Origin of the sequence: Microbacter margulisiae, assembly GCF_014192515.1 — a bacterium.
GTDB lineage: Bacteria > Bacteroidota > Bacteroidia > Bacteroidales > Paludibacteraceae > Microbacter > Microbacter margulisiae.
The window spans coordinates 1631670-1648466 of sequence record NZ_JACHYB010000001.1 but is presented as its reverse complement, the minus strand read 5'-3'; the positions used below and the strand labels follow the sequence as shown (position 1 = coordinate 1648466).

Here is a 16797-nt window from a genome sequence, read left to right as displayed (position 1 = left end):
TGGATTAACAGCGTTCCTTCTTTGAAGTCATCTTGACTTTTTCTGTTTAGTAATTTTCTTAAGTAATATCACGATAAAAGCGACAAGGTTAAAGCTTTGCCAACTGGAACAAGTAACATCAAATCTGTTTAATAGAGATCTGAAACTATCCATCCATGCATTGGTTCTTTCTATGCAATAGCGTTGCTGATAGAGCAATTCATCGAAAAATATATCATCCGTATGTGCTGCGATATGCCATTTAATAGCGATGTTGGGTATTATTTCATGGGAAGAACAGAATTATCTGAACTCCGCAGAGTCAAAACCTGCATTGGCATTAAGCAAAAGGCCATCAACTCTTATATCGGAGTTATTCAGCGAATCAATAATGTCGGTAAAACGTTCTTTAATTTGATGTAAATCATTGTGATTCCCTTCTATTGGGTCTGATATGGCCAATGGGATCCCTTGTCTGTCTGTAAGATAAAGAGCATTGATAGTCTTCCTTTTCTTCCGACCCTGATAAGCAACCTGTTCTTCTCCACGTAATGCGGGGGTATGGCTGCCATCCAAATCAACACTGGACATGTCCAATGAGGCTCTGTATTTATTCAATAAACCACACCAGATTTGTTGTAACACTCCTGATTTACACCATGTGCGAAAATAACCGAAAACAGTCTTATAATGCAATACGACATTAGAAAATAAATTTTTAACTGGCAGTATATGCCATTGACAACCTGTTTTTAATTTGTACAATATGCAGTTAACAATCTCGGCCATATCACATTTAGTTTTGAACCCTCTCTTGGGTACAGGGATGAATGGCACTATTTCTTTATTTATTGTATCTTTGTCGGGTACTAAGTACATGGAGAAGAGTGGTGTTTTATGGTTTTGCTTTTCATAAAACGGTTCTTCCTTTTTTTAGTATTTAAAGCTTGTAAAAGTCAAGACGAATTCATAATATATTTATCAATGTCGTTTAATTAAGAATACCCATCTTAGAGTCTGACAGGAAATGAATTACCTCAAAGAAAAAGTTGTTTGTATTTTGTAGTGTGAGAATTTCTTCGTATTTTTAAACCATATATTAATGGGGGTAACCCAAGTACTAATCAAAAAGCGGATTACCGTGGAAATGTATCTAAAAACATAGTGTATGAACTTGATAACGAAGAGTTTAGGGGACGCTCACGAGGTGTCCTTAAAAAAGTATTTACACGAGATAGAGTACTGACATTCAAAAATTTAATTGTATTGATCATAACATTTAAGTCATCCATACAACGAGAATTAGACGGTTTTTTCAAAGCGGTTAATCAATCGGATTTTAATATTCGAGCCGTAACAAAAGGTGCTTTTTCGACAGCTCGTTCCAAATTGGATCCATGGGCTTTTGAACGACTGAATGAAGTTGCTGTGAATACTTTTTATGATGAAGCGCCCTATTATTTATGGGAAGAGCATCGGGTGTTAGCTGTCGATGGAACGCGTTTGGTGCTGCCGAATCACCCAAGTGTGGTAGAGGAATTTGGGGTGCATGAATTTGGTCCCAAAGCAGATAGCCCACGTTCATTGGCTTTGGGATCGGTGCTGTATGATGTTTTGAACAAGGTTACTATTGAAGGGCAATTAGCACCTTATTCAAGCAGCGAAAACAGTTTATTAATGAAGCATTTATCCAAAGTCAAAAAAGGAGATTTATTGCTACTTGATCGGGGCTATCCAAGTTTCTGGTTGTTGTTTTTACTTCAGGCCGAGGGGATTGAATTTTGTGTTCGCTTGAAAGAGGATTGGTGGTTAAAGGTAAAAGATTTTACCGAAAGTGAAGAAAAAGAAAGGATCGTAACTTTTACCTTGCCAAAAAAAGACAGAAAGAAGTTGGCTGAATATCCCCACATGCAAGATACAACGATCACCTGCCGTTTAGTAAAAATAGGTTTGCCGGATGGAAGCAAAGAGATATTGTGTACCTCTTTGATAGATGCAGAAAAATATAAATACGAAGATTTTGATGAATTGTATCATCTTCGCTGGGGAGTAGAAGAAGCATATAAGTTGCTAAAAAGCAGAATAGAATTAGAAGATTTCTCAGGTAAAACAGCCATAGCGGTAAGGCAAGATTTTCATGCAAAAATCTTTTTAATGAGTCTTTGTGCTATTTACGCGCATCCCATTGACGAAAAAGTAAGAGAAGAATACAAGGCTGATGAACAAAGAAAATACAATCAACAGATTAATCAAACAAATGCTTTATCAATGACTCAAAATATTCTGATACCACTACTGCTTAAACAACAATTTGAAAAAGCAATGCAGGCATTCGATTCAGTGGTTGAAAAAACCAGAGAAGTCATCCGTCCGGGACGTAGTAACGAACGAAAGAAAAAGCCCAAAAAACTTTACTCCATGAATTACAAAAGATTATAGCTTCACCTTAATTAAACGACATTGATATATTTATTGCAAACGAGCCATTAAAGGGAAATAGAATAGTCGAAGTCACTGAATATAAGACAAAAAAAGACTGGGCTAAATTTGCAAAACGAATTGTAGGTGAGATGTATCCCATGCAAAAAAGATAAAACTGGTAATGGACAACTTCAAAACGTACGATGCTTCTGTATTCTATGAGGAGTTTGAATCGGAAGAGGCAAAAAGGATATGGGATCGATTTGAGTTTGTTTTTATACCCAAACATGGCAGAGATAGAATTACATGTACTAAACGGACAATGTTGAATCGTCATATTGCTACAATTGAGAAAGTAAAAAATGAAGTTGAAGCATGGCAAGAATATCGAAATAATAAAAATGCTAAAATCAATTGGCAATTTACAAATAAAGATGCGTGGGTGAAACTAAAAAGACTTTATCCGTCATTTATAAACTAGCATAACAATAGTTAATAATTCTATGAAAATTCTTTGGTTAAGTGGAAATCCTTCTTTGTACTCCCAACATCGGGTAGGTTATAATAATGGAGGGTGGATTGGTGCTTTAGAGTCAATTGTTACTCAACGAAGTGATATTGAATTGGCTATTGCTTTCTTTTATAATGATGATTGCTTCAGGGTTAAAATCAATAATACAACATATTACCCAATAAATTTATATGACTCTAAGTTAAAAAAAATTAAACATCATCTATTGTATGAGTTCTATGATAATATTGAAACTAAGTGGATCCAAAAAATACTTGTTGATTTTAATCCAGATATTATTCATGTCTGGGGTACTGAAATAAGTTTTGGATTAATTGGAAAATACACTGATATTCCAGTTGTAATTCATTTACAAGGAATCCTTAATCCTTATCTGAATACTTTCTTCGGTTCCGGTTCTAGATATAGTTTTATTAATCAAAATGGCAGTGGAATTACAAAAATAATAAAAAATATACAAATATTGCGATGGTGGAAACATAATTCAAAACGAGAAATTGATATTCTTCAAAACTGCAAATTCATTATTGGTCGAACACTCTGGGATAAGAGTGTCTCGAAATTGTTAGCACCTGATTCTTTTTATTTCTATTGCAGTGAAGTCCTTAGGCAACCTTTTTATAATACAAGTGATTGGCAACCTCATGTTCATAAAAAAATTATTATTTCTTCTGTTTTATCTGAAGCATCCTATAAAGGTTTGGATTTAGTACTTAAAAGTGCTAATATATTGATGAAATATACGAAACTTGAATTTGAATGGAATATTTTTGGTGTAAATGACTGTTTTTTTGCTGAGAAACAAACGGGGTTAAAAGCAAAAAATATTCATGTGATTTTGAAAGGAATTGTCACTGCTGAAGCACTAATTTCTGAATTATATGATTCAGATCTTTTTGTACATACATCTTATATTGAGAATAGCCCTAATAGTATTTGTGAGGCTCAAATGATTGGTATCCCCATAATAGCAACAAATGTTGGTGGTGTTTCTAGTCTAATTGAGGATAATTTGTCCGGTATTTTGGTCCCCGCAAACGATCCTTATTATATGGCTACACAGATAATAAGAATTGCGTGCGATCATGAATTATCAATGAAAATGGGTGCTAACGAACGAAAAATAGCAAAAAGCAGGCATAATCCAGCTTCTATTCTAAAAGATTTAATTGTGGTATACGATTCTGTGTTAAACTTAAAATAATGTTCTACTACGATGGATGTTGATATTGTTATAGTTGTGGGTCCAAATCATTGTGTGATCGTAAAAAAGGTAATTTACTACATTAATTTATATATTAAACACGATAAAATATATGTAATAACAAAATCGCACCAAATGCATCATTTTTCACATAAATTTTGCTCTATCAATAATGTTATTGTTCTTGATGAAGATAAATTAGTTCCAGGTCTTACTTTTGGAGAAATAAAAAAAATGATCGAAAATCATTTGAACCCTCCTTATAATATTGGTTGGTATTTTCAACAGTTTATGAAATTAGGCTTTGCATTAACACCTTACCCCAAAGAAAATTATTTAGTCTGGGATGCTGATACGATTCCAGTGAATTTTATTAGATTTAAGGATGAATCAAGTCTTTTTTTTACTAAAACATCTGAGTATCATAAACCATACTTTGACACTATTTATCATATTCTTGGTTTGGAGAAAACAAATGATTATTCTTTTATTGCAGAGCATATGATCTTTAATGTGCCAATTGTAAAGAGTATGATTTCTGATATAGAGAGATTCAATGTATTAGGGGAAGTTTGGTATGAGAAAATAATCAATGCAGTTGATAAAGATCAGCCTAATGGGTTTTCTGAGTTTGAGACTTACGGAACATATGTGCTTAATTATTATCCGCTTATTTATAAGATTCAGTCCTTAAAGACGTATCGTCATGCAGGACTTGTGTATCATCGTTTAATCACATTTAAAAAGATCAATATTTTATCAAATTTAGGGTATCATACCCTTTCATTTGAAGAGCATGATTCGCCTTCTTTCCCAAAATCTATTATATGGTTATGCTTGCGTGTTTATACTAGATTGTTAAATAAAATATATAAGTTGTTGTTTGTTTAGATTTGTTTGATGACTTATTCTATATATGAACTAAATATATCAGTAGTGCATTTGTAATTTAAAACTGGAAAAGTTGTCCATTTCGGATAAAATCCGTATATTTATTTGGTTACCCATCTGATAAATACATGAACAACTTTATAACAAAGTACGAGAAAATTCCGAGATAGTAAAGCAATTTGAGCCAAAAAGAAATTTTCTGAATCAAATTCGTTGTCCACGCTTATGCGACATGAAATCAATTTCAATGGATTTGACGGCAGAATATTTAGGTATTAATTCTGAAAATAAGCTATTTAGAATTATTCCTGAATCACTGGGAGATTGAACGTAGTATTTATAATAGTCGTAGACGAATGCTGTTTTTTGTAAAAAGAACGTATCCGCAAAGCAATAGCGAAAAAGTTGACTGGCTCAGAAATCTGTTTTATCATTGATAACATACCTTTGGAAATTTGTAAGTCAAGTTGATCTTCACGAACTACGGTTTGTAAAGAAGATATCTTAACAAGCTCTTTTATATGTTGAGAAAAACGATAAAATGTATTGAGACTCTGTTTTCACAGCTTTGCGATCAATTTATGAACGGTGACAATTACGCTAAATCCTTTGATGGTTATAAAAACGGAATACTGTCGAATATCACCGTTTTGACTATTATTTAAATGATAACATTAGTGTTCACTAAAAAATCGAAAAATATCTTTGAAAATATTGAAAATTAGATAGTTGCAGCGATTTCTGGGTGCGACGATTTCAATTTATCTTTGTATTGATATTCACAGGATACACGAGTGAAAAGCATTATCCGAAGCCCTTACGAAGGATTGTCTTCTATGACGAAGAACAAGACCGAGGGTTCACCTTCCTAACCAATGCTTTAAGTCTTGATGCTTTGCAAGTTGTACTTCTTTACAAGAACAGATGGCAGATTGAGTTGTTTTTCAAATGGCTGAAGCAGCATCTCAATATCCAAAAGTTTTGGGGCGTAACTGAAAATGCTGTCCGAATCCAGATATACTCAGCAATTACCGCTTACTGCCTTGTGGCAATAATGCATCATGGCTTGAAGCGGGAATGCTCCATCTACGAAATGCTTCAGATTCTCGACATGTCACTAACGGACAAAACCAATATAAATGATTTGCTCAACAAATCTAACTTCAACAATTTCAATGAACGATGCGGTTCAAGTGAACCAAGTTTATTTGCTTTTTAATATTTATACAGTGCTGTTTTTTTAGTGGACACTAGTGAAGTGATAAACAAATTATTAAATCGTAATATGAATCTAATCAAGTCCCTCGTGATCTAAATGCACTAGGGTACTACTAATGTATATATGGATCATTGATATTTATGTTCGTCGCTCAACAATTGGGGGACAATGACGAGACATAAATAGATATAATTTGGAACTACTAAATTACAATAATGGATGATCATTTATTTTCTGTTCAATGAACATTAGATATTATTTATATGTCTAAAACAAGTGATTTCTTACATTCGAGATATCTGCAAATATTCTCTCTTTCATGTATTTTAATAGAAACTTGTGGCATCAGGTTTTTTCAAGGGTTGGGCTCTTTGTTGCTTTGTTTAGTAATTGTATTTAATTTAAGATATGTAAAAAAAATAAGAATATATGGTTTGTTGTTATTTGCAGGCTTAATAATAATTTTTTCTATACTTCAATATTCTAAAAATGGTTCTGTAGAATCAACATTAAATACTGTATTAATCATGGTAGCTTCTTATATGTTCTCATTATCATATATAGGGCAACCTCAGCAGATGTTAATCGATTTATACGTTACACTGCGCTTGTTTATAATACATGCTTTTATTTCGATCTTTGTGTTTATAATTTTACATCCATTAATTCGCCCCTTCTTATTAAATGGAATGCCTTATGTAACTATATATTATCTATTTTATTATTTTATTCCCAATGATGGGTTTCCTAGGATTACTGGCTTATTCTGGGAGCCTGGTACATTGCAATTTCTTGCAAATGTATTTTTATTTATTAGTATTTACAATGGGAAAAAATTAAAGCACTTAATGTGGATCGTAGTTGTAGTGGTTTTTACTATATCATCAACTGGCTTTGTATTGCTGATGATTAATGCTTTGTTTTTTATGAATATAAATAGAAAAATGGCTAGAATGAATTATAGTATTGTTTTTATAAGTATTATAGTGATGTTTTTTATGCCAGTTCTATCCAATGCGATTTATTCTAAATTGACAACTAATTTATCTGGTTTGATACGGTTTTCTAATACATATGTAGAATTTAAATTACTTATGCTACATCCTTTAGTTGGGGTGGATTTTAATGTACATTCACTTATAGATAACATAGAATTTAATAATATTGAAGAAGCCTTTTGGGGTGCTAATTCTCCGTTTTTGCCATACAAATATGGCTCAATACCTGGAGGTTTAACTAATGGTTTTTTAGGGCTATTACTTAATTGGGGATTATTTATTGGAATTTATATATACTATTTATTTTATAAATCTAAATTTTTTCCTTCATCGAAGTATGCTTCTTATTTCTTGCTTTTGGTTATTGTTGCAAACATGAGCGAAGGATTGACAGATACCGCATTCTTTTATATTTTTGTAATTTCTACTTTAGTATTTGGCAAAAGAAATATTAAAATATATAATAAGAAACCTTTAGTTGATGATAATTATTGTGTAAAATGACAATACGTAAAACAAACCTAATATGGAGAATGTTTTAGTTTCAATAATAACCATAGTGTATAATGGTGAAATGTTTATTGAAAAAACAATTAACAGTGTACTTGAACAAACTTATAAGAATATAGAATATATAATTATAGATGGAGGTTCTACTGATTCAACAGTTGAAATCATTAAAAAATATCAAGATAGATTGGCCTATTGGGTATCGGAAAAAGATAATGGAATTTCAGATGCATTTAATAAAGGTATTCGATTAGCTAAAGGTAAAGTTATTGGGTTGGTCAATTCAGACGATTGGTATGAGACTGATGCTATTGAAAAAATCATAAATAATTACGTAAATTCCAATACCATTATTTGCGGAAATGTCAAATTGTGGAATAATTCAACTCATTATAAAATAAAAAGTAGCACTCTTGATAATATTAAATTACAAATGACTATTTGGCATCCAGGTATGTTTTGTCCAAAAGAAATTTATCATAAAATAGGGTTATATGATGAAAATATAAGAGTACTTATGGATTATGACTTCATTTTAAGATGTTATTTATCAGGTGTGAATTTTAAAATGTCTAATGTGTTAATTTCAAATATGCGTTTCGGAGGCATAAGTAATCATTTAATTTCAGAATCCCTACATGAGGCTTTTATTATAAAGAATAATTATTTTGGAAAGAAATTTATGCATAAAATAGAATATCTACTGTGTAATGTATATTATCATTTTGTTGTATATGTTAAAATGTTGATTTATGGGATTGGACGCGAAAATTGATATTGTATTAGCCTCATTTAATGGAGAACAATATATAAGAGAACAATTATATTCTATTTTTAACCAAACATACACCAATTGGCAAATTATTATTAGAGATGATGGATCAACCGACAATACGATTAAAATTATAAATGAGTTTATTAAGCAGAATCCCTATAAAATTTTACTTCTTAAAGACAAGAAGGGTCATTTAGGATCAACATTCTCATTTTCTGCACTTCTTGAAAGTTCTACTAGTGATTATATTATGTTTTGTGATCAAGACGATGTTTGGTTGCCTGATAAGATCTATATTACCTATAAAGAAATGAGAACAATGGAGATACAATATCCTACTGTTCCATTGTTAGTTTATACAGATTTAAAAGAGGTAGATCAAAATTTACACTTAATCTCTGAGTCATTTGTAAATACACATCGCTTATTTTCAATACGATCACCAAATTATTATGAAATGTTAGCGCTAAGTGTAGTTGCCGGTTGTACTATGATGGTAAATAAAATAGCTAAAGAATACATACTACCAATGCCCTTGTTTCTGACGCATGATCATTGGATAGCAACAAATATAGCCTATTACGGGAAATGTCAATTTGTCAATAGTGCAACTATCTTATATCGTCAGCATAGTAATAATAGTATCGGCTCTAAGCATGTTGATGCTAAGTATATGCTGAAGAGATTTTTAAAGATTGTGTATTTGATGCCATTTCTTAAAAAAGAATTAAATGCCTATAGATTTAAGATAAATGTATTTGTATATATGTATTACAAAATAAAACTAAATATGTTGAGATTGTTTAATTGTATTGCGAATTATTAATGCTGTATTTATAGTAAAATGGCAACTATTTTATTTTCGGATAATCATTTGTGGGCGTTATATCATTTTAGGGGAGGGGTAATTAAAAATTTATTGAATCAAGGATATAAGGTTGTCGTTGTGGCTCCAGAGACTAATGATCTTGAAGATAATTCTATCCAGGGAGTGGAATTTATTCCCATCAAATTAAATAGAACTACTACTAGTATTTATGTAAATATTCAATATTTTATATCCCTGTGTAAAATATACCATAGAATTAAGCCAGACGTGATTTTTCATTACACGATAAAACCTATTTTATTTGGTAATCTAGCAGCAAAATTAAATCACATATTTTCTGTTTCGATATTTGCAGGGTTGAGTAACATCCTTACTGAAGACTCGCTTATTAATAAAATAATGAGGCTAGTGCTAAAATATGCACTTCGTTTTTCTGTTAAAACAGTTTTTTTAAATGAAGATGATAGACGCTTTTTAATTTCAAAACAAGTTGTTCCAGAGAAGAAATCTGTTCTATATGAAAGTGGAGAAGGCCTAGATACAGATTTTTATAAACCAAATTCAGACAAAAATCAAAATAATCATCTTGTCTTTTTAATGATTTCACGTCTTTTATATCAAAAGGGTTATTCAGAGTATGTGGAGGCGGCAAGAATGGTTAAGATTAAATTCCCTTCTGCAGAATTTATTTTATGTGGTGAAATAGATAATGGCCATCCATCTGCGGTACCCAAAGATGTAGTTATGAATGACCATAATTGCGGAGTAATTATTTATGAAGGTCGTATTACTAATGTTCTTGAAAAAATGCAGTCAAGTGATTGTTTTGTTTTGCCATCATATTATAATGAAGGTATGAATAGATCGCTTATGGAAGCTTTGTCAATAGGTGTTCCTATTATTACTACAGATAATAAAGGTTGTAGAGAAATGGTTATTGATGGTGAAACTGGTTTTTTGGTAAAACAAAAGTGCGTTGGCTCTTTGGTCGATGCAATGATGAAAATTTGTAAAATGTCTCAATCTGAGAGAGAGGAGATGGGGATTAAGGGCCGTCAACTTGCGATTAACGTTTATGATGAAAAGCATGTGTTTGTTTGCTATAATACAATTATTGATTTTATATTATGTACAAAATAGATATGACACAAAAATGTTGTTGTCTATGTGAAGATAAAAAAATATGAAAATAGCCATTCTGGGGACAAGAGGAATACCAAATAATTATGGGGGCTTTGAACAATTTGCTGATATATTATCGCAAGGTCTGGTACAAAAAGGGCATGAAGTCACTGTATATTGTTCTGGATCCCATTTATATAAAAGCCACCTGTATAATGGAGTACAACTAATACATAAATATGATCCTGAAAATAGAATTGGAACCATAGGTCAATTTATTTATGATTTTTTATGCATATTAGATGCGCGTAAAAGAGATTTTGATTTTGTATATATGCTTGGATATGGAAGTAGCTCTATTTGGCAAGGAATATTCTGCAAAAGCAAGCCCTTTGTTATAACAAATATGGATGGACTAGAGTGGAAACGCAATAAATATTCTAAGAAAGTGAAATTGTTTCTTAGATTTGCAGAAAAGCTTGCTGTAAGAAATAGTAGTTATTTAATTGCTGATTCTAAAGGGATACAAACATATTTAAAAAATACATATAATGTTAAATCTACCTATCTACCCTACGGTAGTTTTATTTTTATAGATGCAAATCAAGATGAGATAAAAACTTTTGATGTCCAAGTTTATGAATATGATATGTTAGTTGCACGTTTTGAACCGGAAAATAATATTGAAATGATATTACAAGCTTATGTGCAATCTATAACTCATAGACAACTTCTTCTTGTGGGTAATTACAAACATAATAAATTTGGGCTACGCATGTTTAACCAATATAATAATGTAGATAAACGTATCCGTTTTATTGGAGCTATTTACGATCAAAGAACCCTGAATAACTTGAGATATTTCTCCAATCTCTATTTTCACGGTCACTCCGTAGGTGGAACTAACCCTTCATTACTCGAAGCGATGGGGTCATCAGCCCTCATCTGTTATCATGATAATGAATTTAACAGAGCGATTGTTAATGAAGATGGATTTGCTTTTTCTGATTCCAAAACTTTAACAAATATCATTAATAATACCATGAAAACTCAGCTTCAGCATTATATTGAACATAATCTACACAAAATAGCTAATATTTATAGTTGGAAGAATATCATTGATCAATATGAATATTTTTTTAAAGGAATAAAAGATCAATCTTAAGTCCAGATCCTAGAGTAAATTGATAATATTAATAATTGAGATGTGCAGATGCGTTGGTTCGCTTATAAGATTTGATACTTGTTTAGTTTAATCAATGTGAGTATGAATGAGTGTAGCCTTCCAAGATATTATCTACAAAATCATAATGATATCTCATTGTTTGGCCTTTATTATATGACAATGAAGATCGGTCTCGGCAAAGTGGTATTACTTTTCTGTTTTTCTGAACCAATCCAATATACCGTTTTGCTTTAGTGTAAGATTACAGCCCCAGTTGTTGCCCGTCAGCGCTCCTCTATCAAATGCAGCCGCAGCAGACACGGAAAATCCTTTGAGTTGGTGAGGGGTATAATTGACTTCGAGCATGCCGGAAAAGCCCTGTTGTGGATTGATAAAAGGAGTGCTCATTGTGCCAAATCCTTCCCGGTAGGTAGCCAGTAGCCGGTCAGACCAATCATTGGATAAATAGCCCATGAGGCCGATATGGTAGGCCCGTACGCGGTTATCCTCGAATGTCAAATTTCCGTCTTGGTTGTAAATAGGGGATGTAACTATAGGTGAGCCTATCGCCCGTCCATAGTTGGACCAACCGATATAAAAACTGTGATTATAATAATTATCATCGCCATAGGTCCAATATTTTAGATTGGTTTTGTAATTATAATCTGCCGGACGAAACATAATCGGTCCGCTTTGGTTGGTAGATTGGTAATATTCCACTACTACTCCACTAATCAACTTCTTCCCGACAGCATCATATTCTATTCCCCACAGGCCATCCAGCCCGTTTAGCTTCCAAAGTCCGGAAGAATCTTCGAAATAATTGTCCAGATAGGCATGAAGCTGGCCCTTATTCCCCATATCGTAGGTTAACCTGCCCTGCCAATCGCCTACATAATTGCCATAAAACCATGCCTGATCTACACCAGGCGCTGATTTATCTCCCTTAAATGGGATCATTACCATGAGGAAGTGTTTCAGATCCGCAGCATTATGAAAATTTGAAACTATTTGTCCATTGGCATAGGTAATCTGATTCCCCCCAAACTCCACATCTACCTCCCCCAAAGCGGTAAAGCTCCAGGGAGACTTTCCCTTAAACTGTAACGCCACCATTTTACGATGTAAAAAACCATTCACCGAGACAAATTCGTTTTGGGTATGGGCAGGTTGTAGTTGGTATCCGTTGTCCACCAACCAGCCATAGGAGATCTCCGCTTTGGCTTTTAACCAGGGCATACGATGAAACACAGTGATGAAATCGGGGATAACAAATGCCACTTCCGGCAAAGGACGAGCGTTGCCAGACCACAAGGTACCTCCTCCACAGCTACTCAGCAGCCGGTTTTGAAGTCCGTCATTCCGGATCTGGCTGCCGATATGGAGCGCTACATGGTGGTATTGCAAGTTGACGTAGAATTGTTCCGGGAAAAGGATGGCTGAGGTGTGGGTGGTTTTTACCAGATCGACTCCGTATTGATAGGAGAAACGCTTCACCGTATCGCTTTTTTGAAAGATACCGGCGCGAAGATATGCGCTGTTGGGTTGCATATCGGGAATGCCGTCTTTGTTGGTGATCAGCCAGAAGGGAGCATACCCGCCGGATCCCACGTTGGTGGAAAACTCAGTGTTATAGGTTATATGTTGTGTCTGGGCTGTTGTGTTGCAGAAGGCTGCAAAAACAATTAATGCGGGGATAAGGCGATGTATCTTCATACTGAATAGGGGTCAATTAGGTTGCCTGTGACTTTGAATACGTGAAGGCTTTGCTTTATAGCGTAATATGAAAATGTGTTATTCGGGTACCGAATACCGGTACAAAGATACGTTTTTTCAGGTAAACTAGCTGAAAGGTTATGGGAAGATTGGATAGAGCCAAGAATCAAGAACCAAGAGCAAGAATCAAGAATCAAGAATTTTTAAATGTCTAAAGAGAATTACGGTTGAAAGTTTAAGGTGAAGTCATCTTGACTTTTTCTGTTTAGTAATTTTCTTAAGTAGTATCACGATAAAAGCGATAAGGTTAAAGCTTTGCCAACTGGAGCAAGTAACATCAAATCTGTTCAATAGAGATCTGAAACTATCCATCCATGCATTGGTTCTTTCTATGCAATAGCGTTGCTGATAGAGCAATTCATCGAAGAATATATCATCCGTATGTGCTGCGTTACGCCAGTTAATAGCGATGTTGGGTATTATTTCATGGGAAGAACAGAATTCTCTGAACTCCGCAGAGTCAAAACCTGCATCGGCATTAAGAAAAAGACCATCAACTCTTATATCGGAGTTATTCAGCGAATCAATAATGTCGGTAAAACGTTCTTTAATTTGATGTAAATCATTGTGATTCCCTTCTATCGGGTCTGATATGGCCAATGGGATACCTTGTCTGTCTGTAAGATAAAGAGCATTGGTAGTCTTCCTTTTCTTCCGACCCTGATAAGCAACCTGTTCTCCTCCACGTAATGCGGGGGTATGGCTGCCATCCAAATCAACACTGGACATGTCCAATGAGGCTCTGTATTTATTCAATAAACCAAACCAGATTTGTTGTAACACTCCTGATTTACACCATGTACGAAAATAACCGAAAACAGTCTTATAATGCAATACGACATTAGAAAATAAACTTTTAACGGGCAACATATGCCATTGACAACCTGTTTTTAATTTGTACAATATGCAGTTAACAATCTCGGCGATATCACACTTTGTCCTGAACCCTCTCTTGGGTACAGGGATGAATGGCACTATTTCTTTATTTATTGTATCTTTGTCGAGTACTAAGTACATGGGGAAGAGTGGTGTTTTATAGTTTTGCTTTTCATAAAACGGCTCTTCCCTTTTTTTAGTATTTAAAGCTTGTAAAAGTCAAGACGAATTCGGTGTAAAGTTTATAGAGAAACAACAAACAGCAGTTGAAAGTTTAAGGGGTAAAGTTGAAAGTAAACAAGCTGTCCATGCCTGAATATCGTTGACATAAGGCTTTATCTGACAGTCGGGCAAATTTTCAGTAATTCGGTTATTCAGTTATTCACTTTTCAACCCCTCCGCTCCGCTCGTCCCCGGAAAGATTGAAGGATCGAGGGATTGAGGGTTCTAACTTCCCTAACTTCCTGTATCTTCTTTAACTTCGTGCTGTTTTATCAGTTATTCTGTTGCTCTGTCATTCAGTTATTTGAGTCCTCCAACCCCACCCGCTCCGCTCGTCCCCTTTAACCAAAGGGGACAACACTTGAGCACGATCTTTCGGCAACCATGGTAGCATTAGCTTGTTTGACAGATTAATTCTGCCCTTCTGATGAAGGGGAAATGACTGTCAGCACTATGATTCATATGATGACCTGATTCCATTGCATTGATATCACGATGCTCTGCATCTTCCTGACGATATCGTATCATCCGTTTGCTACAAATAGTAAGCGGTTCCACCGCAAGGTGATGTTGTTCGGTAACTTCTTTTCTTCCTGTAACTTCCCGTAATTTCTTAACTTCCAGATTGTCATCGTCCATTGGATTCCTTATTCTGCAAGTGAATCTACAAATTCTCCGCATCTCAAAATCTTCCTGCTATTGGTTTGATTGAATAGTAAATGCTCAAAATCTTTTTGCTTCTTTTTTAAATCAACCGTTTCCAGTAGTTTGGCTGTGGCTTGTTTGAACTCTTGCAAATTGTGCACTCCACAGCGCTTTGAAAGGAAATCTTAGTCTGGTTTGGTCTGCGCCAGTAAAAACATCAAGTCATAAAAATCACGTCCTTTAGAATGCTTACCCACGTCTCGTTCTTCTTTGCTCCATGCCGCGTCTCAAAACACAACAAATCTGACAATAAATGCCACTCATTACCAAATCTGCTATACTCTGTTCTTATCCAACAGGAAGGCTTAGACCAAAAATAACAAATATTTTGCGCCGTTTACTTGGCAGCCATAGTCCTCAATGTCGCCAAAGTCAACTCAAATTCAAGTTAAATTGTCCCGTTTATTACGTAACAAACGGGACAAATAATGCTAACTATAAAATCTAAATCTAACATCATACAATATTTTGGATGCGATAATATCCGAAAATAAGTAATAATTGCAGCCAATTTATTTTTTGGTATGTATACTCTGTATTGAACATACAACGTTTTTGTGATGAAAGCTTTAGTTCGTATACCATTTCTTTATTATCCATAGTTTATCTGATTTTTTGAAAATGCCTATATTCTGGCTGCAATTATATCCGAGAAGTGATTATATTTGCAACCAGAATATCTTAAATTAGCAAAATGAATACAGCTTCAAGTATAAAAGATTGGATAAATCAACTTCAGCAAAATGGCAAACTATATTTTTCTGTAGAGCAGGTTGCCGAAGCTTTTCCCGGGCTTCAGTCAACAGGTATTCGTAGTGCACTCTCCCGACTATCAGCAAAAAACAATATAGTATCGGTTTGGAAAGGATTTTATGTGATTGTTCCTGTTTCATATACATCCAAAGGTATACTACCTCCGGTTATGTATATCGATCACCTGATGAAACATGTTCAACGTCCTTATTATGTAGGCTTACTCAATGCCGCTGCTTTTTATGGAGCAGCATTGCAACAACCTCAAATATTTTCGGTAGTGATTCAACACCCTACTTTACGCGACAATAAAAAAAAGAATGTTCGCCTGCAGTTTGTTGCTCGACGTAACTTTCCCACAGACGATTTACTCGAAATGCGTAAAACACAAACTGGATATGTCCGTATTTCATCAGCATTACTTACTGCGGCAGATATCATTCAGTATGAAAAAGAAATTGGGGGACTTAACAGAGCATGTACTGTCTTGAATGATCTTACTGAGTCACTTGATTTCACAAAAACTCCGGATAGTTTTTTCGATATTGTGAGCACTGCAACAATTCAACGTTTGGGATACTTGTTGGAAAATGTAGTTGAATCGACAGATTTAGCCAATCAACTTTATGAAAAAGCGATTCAGGCGAACTGTAACTTTCAACTGGTTCCACTCAAAACTGGTAAAACTGCAGAACAAAAAAATCAGGATAAAAAATGGAAAATCATTATCAATACTGATATTGAAATTGACGGATAATGCATTCAAATAAAAACCACCTTACTGGAAAAAATATAACAAATTATGCTAACCCATGCAAAA

Annotated in this window: 14 protein-coding genes and 1 pseudogene; 11 read left to right on the top strand and 4 right to left on the bottom strand. The window is 34.1% G+C overall.

What is annotated here, in order from left to right; genetic code table 11:
* Positions 1-27: 27 nt before the first annotated feature.
* Positions 28-858: pseudogene (locus tag FHX64_RS06615) on the bottom strand (transposase).
* Positions 859-1143: 285 nt separating this feature from the next.
* Here FHX64_RS06615 and FHX64_RS06610 point away from each other — a divergent pair.
* The 10 genes from FHX64_RS06610 (at position 1144) to FHX64_RS06565 (ending at position 11645) form a co-directional block, all read left to right on the top strand.
* Entirely contained in the window at positions 1144-2418 is a 1275-nt protein-coding gene (locus tag FHX64_RS06610) for an IS4 family transposase (RefSeq protein WP_183411908.1), read from the top strand.
* Positions 2419-2581: 163 nt separating this feature from the next.
* Positions 2582-2881, top strand: coding sequence for a hypothetical protein (locus tag FHX64_RS06605; protein WP_183412995.1), 300 nt, complete (start codon positions 2582-2584; stop codon positions 2879-2881).
* Between the two features lie 22 nt (positions 2882-2903).
* Positions 2904-4136, top strand: coding sequence for a glycosyltransferase family 4 protein (locus tag FHX64_RS06600; protein WP_183412994.1), 1233 nt, complete (start codon positions 2904-2906; stop codon positions 4134-4136).
* A 135-nt stretch (positions 4137-4271) separates the two neighbouring features.
* On the top strand, positions 4272-5027 hold the full coding sequence (locus FHX64_RS06595) for a hypothetical protein (protein ID WP_183412993.1): 756 nt from the start codon (positions 4272-4274) through the stop codon (positions 5025-5027).
* A gap of 745 nt (positions 5028-5772) precedes the next feature.
* Positions 5773-6246, top strand: a complete 474-nt coding sequence (locus tag FHX64_RS06590; RefSeq protein ID WP_183412992.1) for a transposase — start codon at positions 5773-5775, stop codon at positions 6244-6246.
* Between the two features lie 263 nt (positions 6247-6509).
* Positions 6510-7748: a hypothetical protein gene (locus tag FHX64_RS06585; protein ID WP_183412991.1), complete on the top strand. Its 1239-nt coding sequence runs from the start codon at positions 6510-6512 to the stop codon at positions 7746-7748.
* Positions 7749-7770: 22 nt separating this feature from the next.
* Complete coding sequence (locus FHX64_RS06580) at positions 7771-8529, top strand: glycosyltransferase family 2 protein (protein WP_183412990.1); 759 nt, start codon at positions 7771-7773, stop codon at positions 8527-8529.
* Positions 8507-9355 (top strand): glycosyltransferase family 2 protein, encoded by an 849-nt coding sequence (locus FHX64_RS06575; RefSeq protein ID WP_183412989.1) that lies wholly within the window; start codon positions 8507-8509, stop codon positions 9353-9355. Before FHX64_RS06580 ends, FHX64_RS06575 begins: the two co-directional genes overlap by 23 nt.
* A gap of 18 nt (positions 9356-9373) precedes the next feature.
* Positions 9374-10498: a glycosyltransferase family 4 protein gene (locus FHX64_RS06570; protein WP_183412988.1), complete on the top strand. Its 1125-nt coding sequence runs from the start codon at positions 9374-9376 to the stop codon at positions 10496-10498.
* A 43-nt stretch (positions 10499-10541) separates the two neighbouring features.
* Entirely contained in the window at positions 10542-11645 is a 1104-nt protein-coding gene (locus tag FHX64_RS06565) for a DUF1972 domain-containing protein (protein WP_183412987.1), read from the top strand.
* A gap of 207 nt (positions 11646-11852) precedes the next feature.
* Here FHX64_RS06565 and FHX64_RS06560 read toward each other — a convergent pair whose 3' ends face one another.
* The 3 genes from FHX64_RS06560 to FHX64_RS06550 all read right to left on the bottom strand — a co-directional run bounded on the left by FHX64_RS06560 (position 11853) and on the right by FHX64_RS06550 (position 15158).
* Positions 11853-13361 carry a capsule assembly Wzi family protein gene (locus tag FHX64_RS06560; protein ID WP_183412986.1) on the bottom strand — a complete coding sequence of 503 codons (1509 nt, stop codon included), beginning with the start codon at positions 13359-13361 and terminating at the stop codon, positions 11853-11855.
* Between the two features lie 246 nt (positions 13362-13607).
* Entirely contained in the window at positions 13608-14438 is an 831-nt protein-coding gene (locus FHX64_RS06555; protein WP_183411862.1) for an IS5 family transposase, read from the bottom strand.
* Positions 14439-14912: 474 nt separating this feature from the next.
* Positions 14913-15158: a hypothetical protein gene (locus tag FHX64_RS06550; RefSeq protein WP_183412985.1), complete on the bottom strand. Its 246-nt coding sequence runs from the start codon at positions 15156-15158 to the stop codon at positions 14913-14915.
* A gap of 760 nt (positions 15159-15918) precedes the next feature.
* Here FHX64_RS06550 and FHX64_RS06545 point away from each other — a divergent pair.
* The gene (locus tag FHX64_RS06545; protein WP_183412984.1) at positions 15919-16734 is read left to right on the top strand and encodes a type IV toxin-antitoxin system AbiEi family antitoxin domain-containing protein; all 816 of its coding nucleotides are present in this window, start codon (positions 15919-15921) and stop codon (positions 16732-16734) included.
* The last annotated feature ends 63 nt before the right edge of the window (positions 16735-16797 follow it).

Excerpts from the sequence above, each read along its gene's own strand:
- FHX64_RS06605 (WP_183412995.1), top strand. The coding sequence starts at position 2,582 with ATGGACAACTTCAAAACGTACGATGCTTCTGTATTCTATGAGGAGTTT.
- FHX64_RS06550 (WP_183412985.1), bottom strand. The coding sequence starts at position 15,158 with ATGGACGATGACAATCTGGAAGTTAAGAAATTACGGGAAGTTACAGGA.
- FHX64_RS06600 (WP_183412994.1), top strand. The coding sequence starts at position 2,904 with ATGAAAATTCTTTGGTTAAGTGGAAATCCTTCTTTGTACTCCCAACAT.
- FHX64_RS06560 (WP_183412986.1), bottom strand. The coding sequence starts at position 13,361 with ATGAAGATACATCGCCTTATCCCCGCATTAATTGTTTTTGCAGCCTTC.
- FHX64_RS06555 (WP_183411862.1), bottom strand. The coding sequence starts at position 14,438 with ATGTACTTAGTACTCGACAAAGATACAATAAATAAAGAAATAGTGCCA.
- FHX64_RS06575 (WP_183412989.1), top strand. The coding sequence starts at position 8,507 with ATGGGATTGGACGCGAAAATTGATATTGTATTAGCCTCATTTAATGGA.
- FHX64_RS06565 (WP_183412987.1), top strand. The coding sequence starts at position 10,542 with ATGAAAATAGCCATTCTGGGGACAAGAGGAATACCAAATAATTATGGG.
- FHX64_RS06585 (WP_183412991.1), top strand. The coding sequence starts at position 6,510 with ATGTCTAAAACAAGTGATTTCTTACATTCGAGATATCTGCAAATATTC.
- FHX64_RS06580 (WP_183412990.1), top strand. The coding sequence starts at position 7,771 with ATGGAGAATGTTTTAGTTTCAATAATAACCATAGTGTATAATGGTGAA.
- FHX64_RS06570 (WP_183412988.1), top strand. The coding sequence starts at position 9,374 with ATGGCAACTATTTTATTTTCGGATAATCATTTGTGGGCGTTATATCAT.
- FHX64_RS06595 (WP_183412993.1), top strand. The coding sequence starts at position 4,272 with ATGCATCATTTTTCACATAAATTTTGCTCTATCAATAATGTTATTGTT.
- FHX64_RS06545 (WP_183412984.1), top strand. The coding sequence starts at position 15,919 with ATGAATACAGCTTCAAGTATAAAAGATTGGATAAATCAACTTCAGCAA.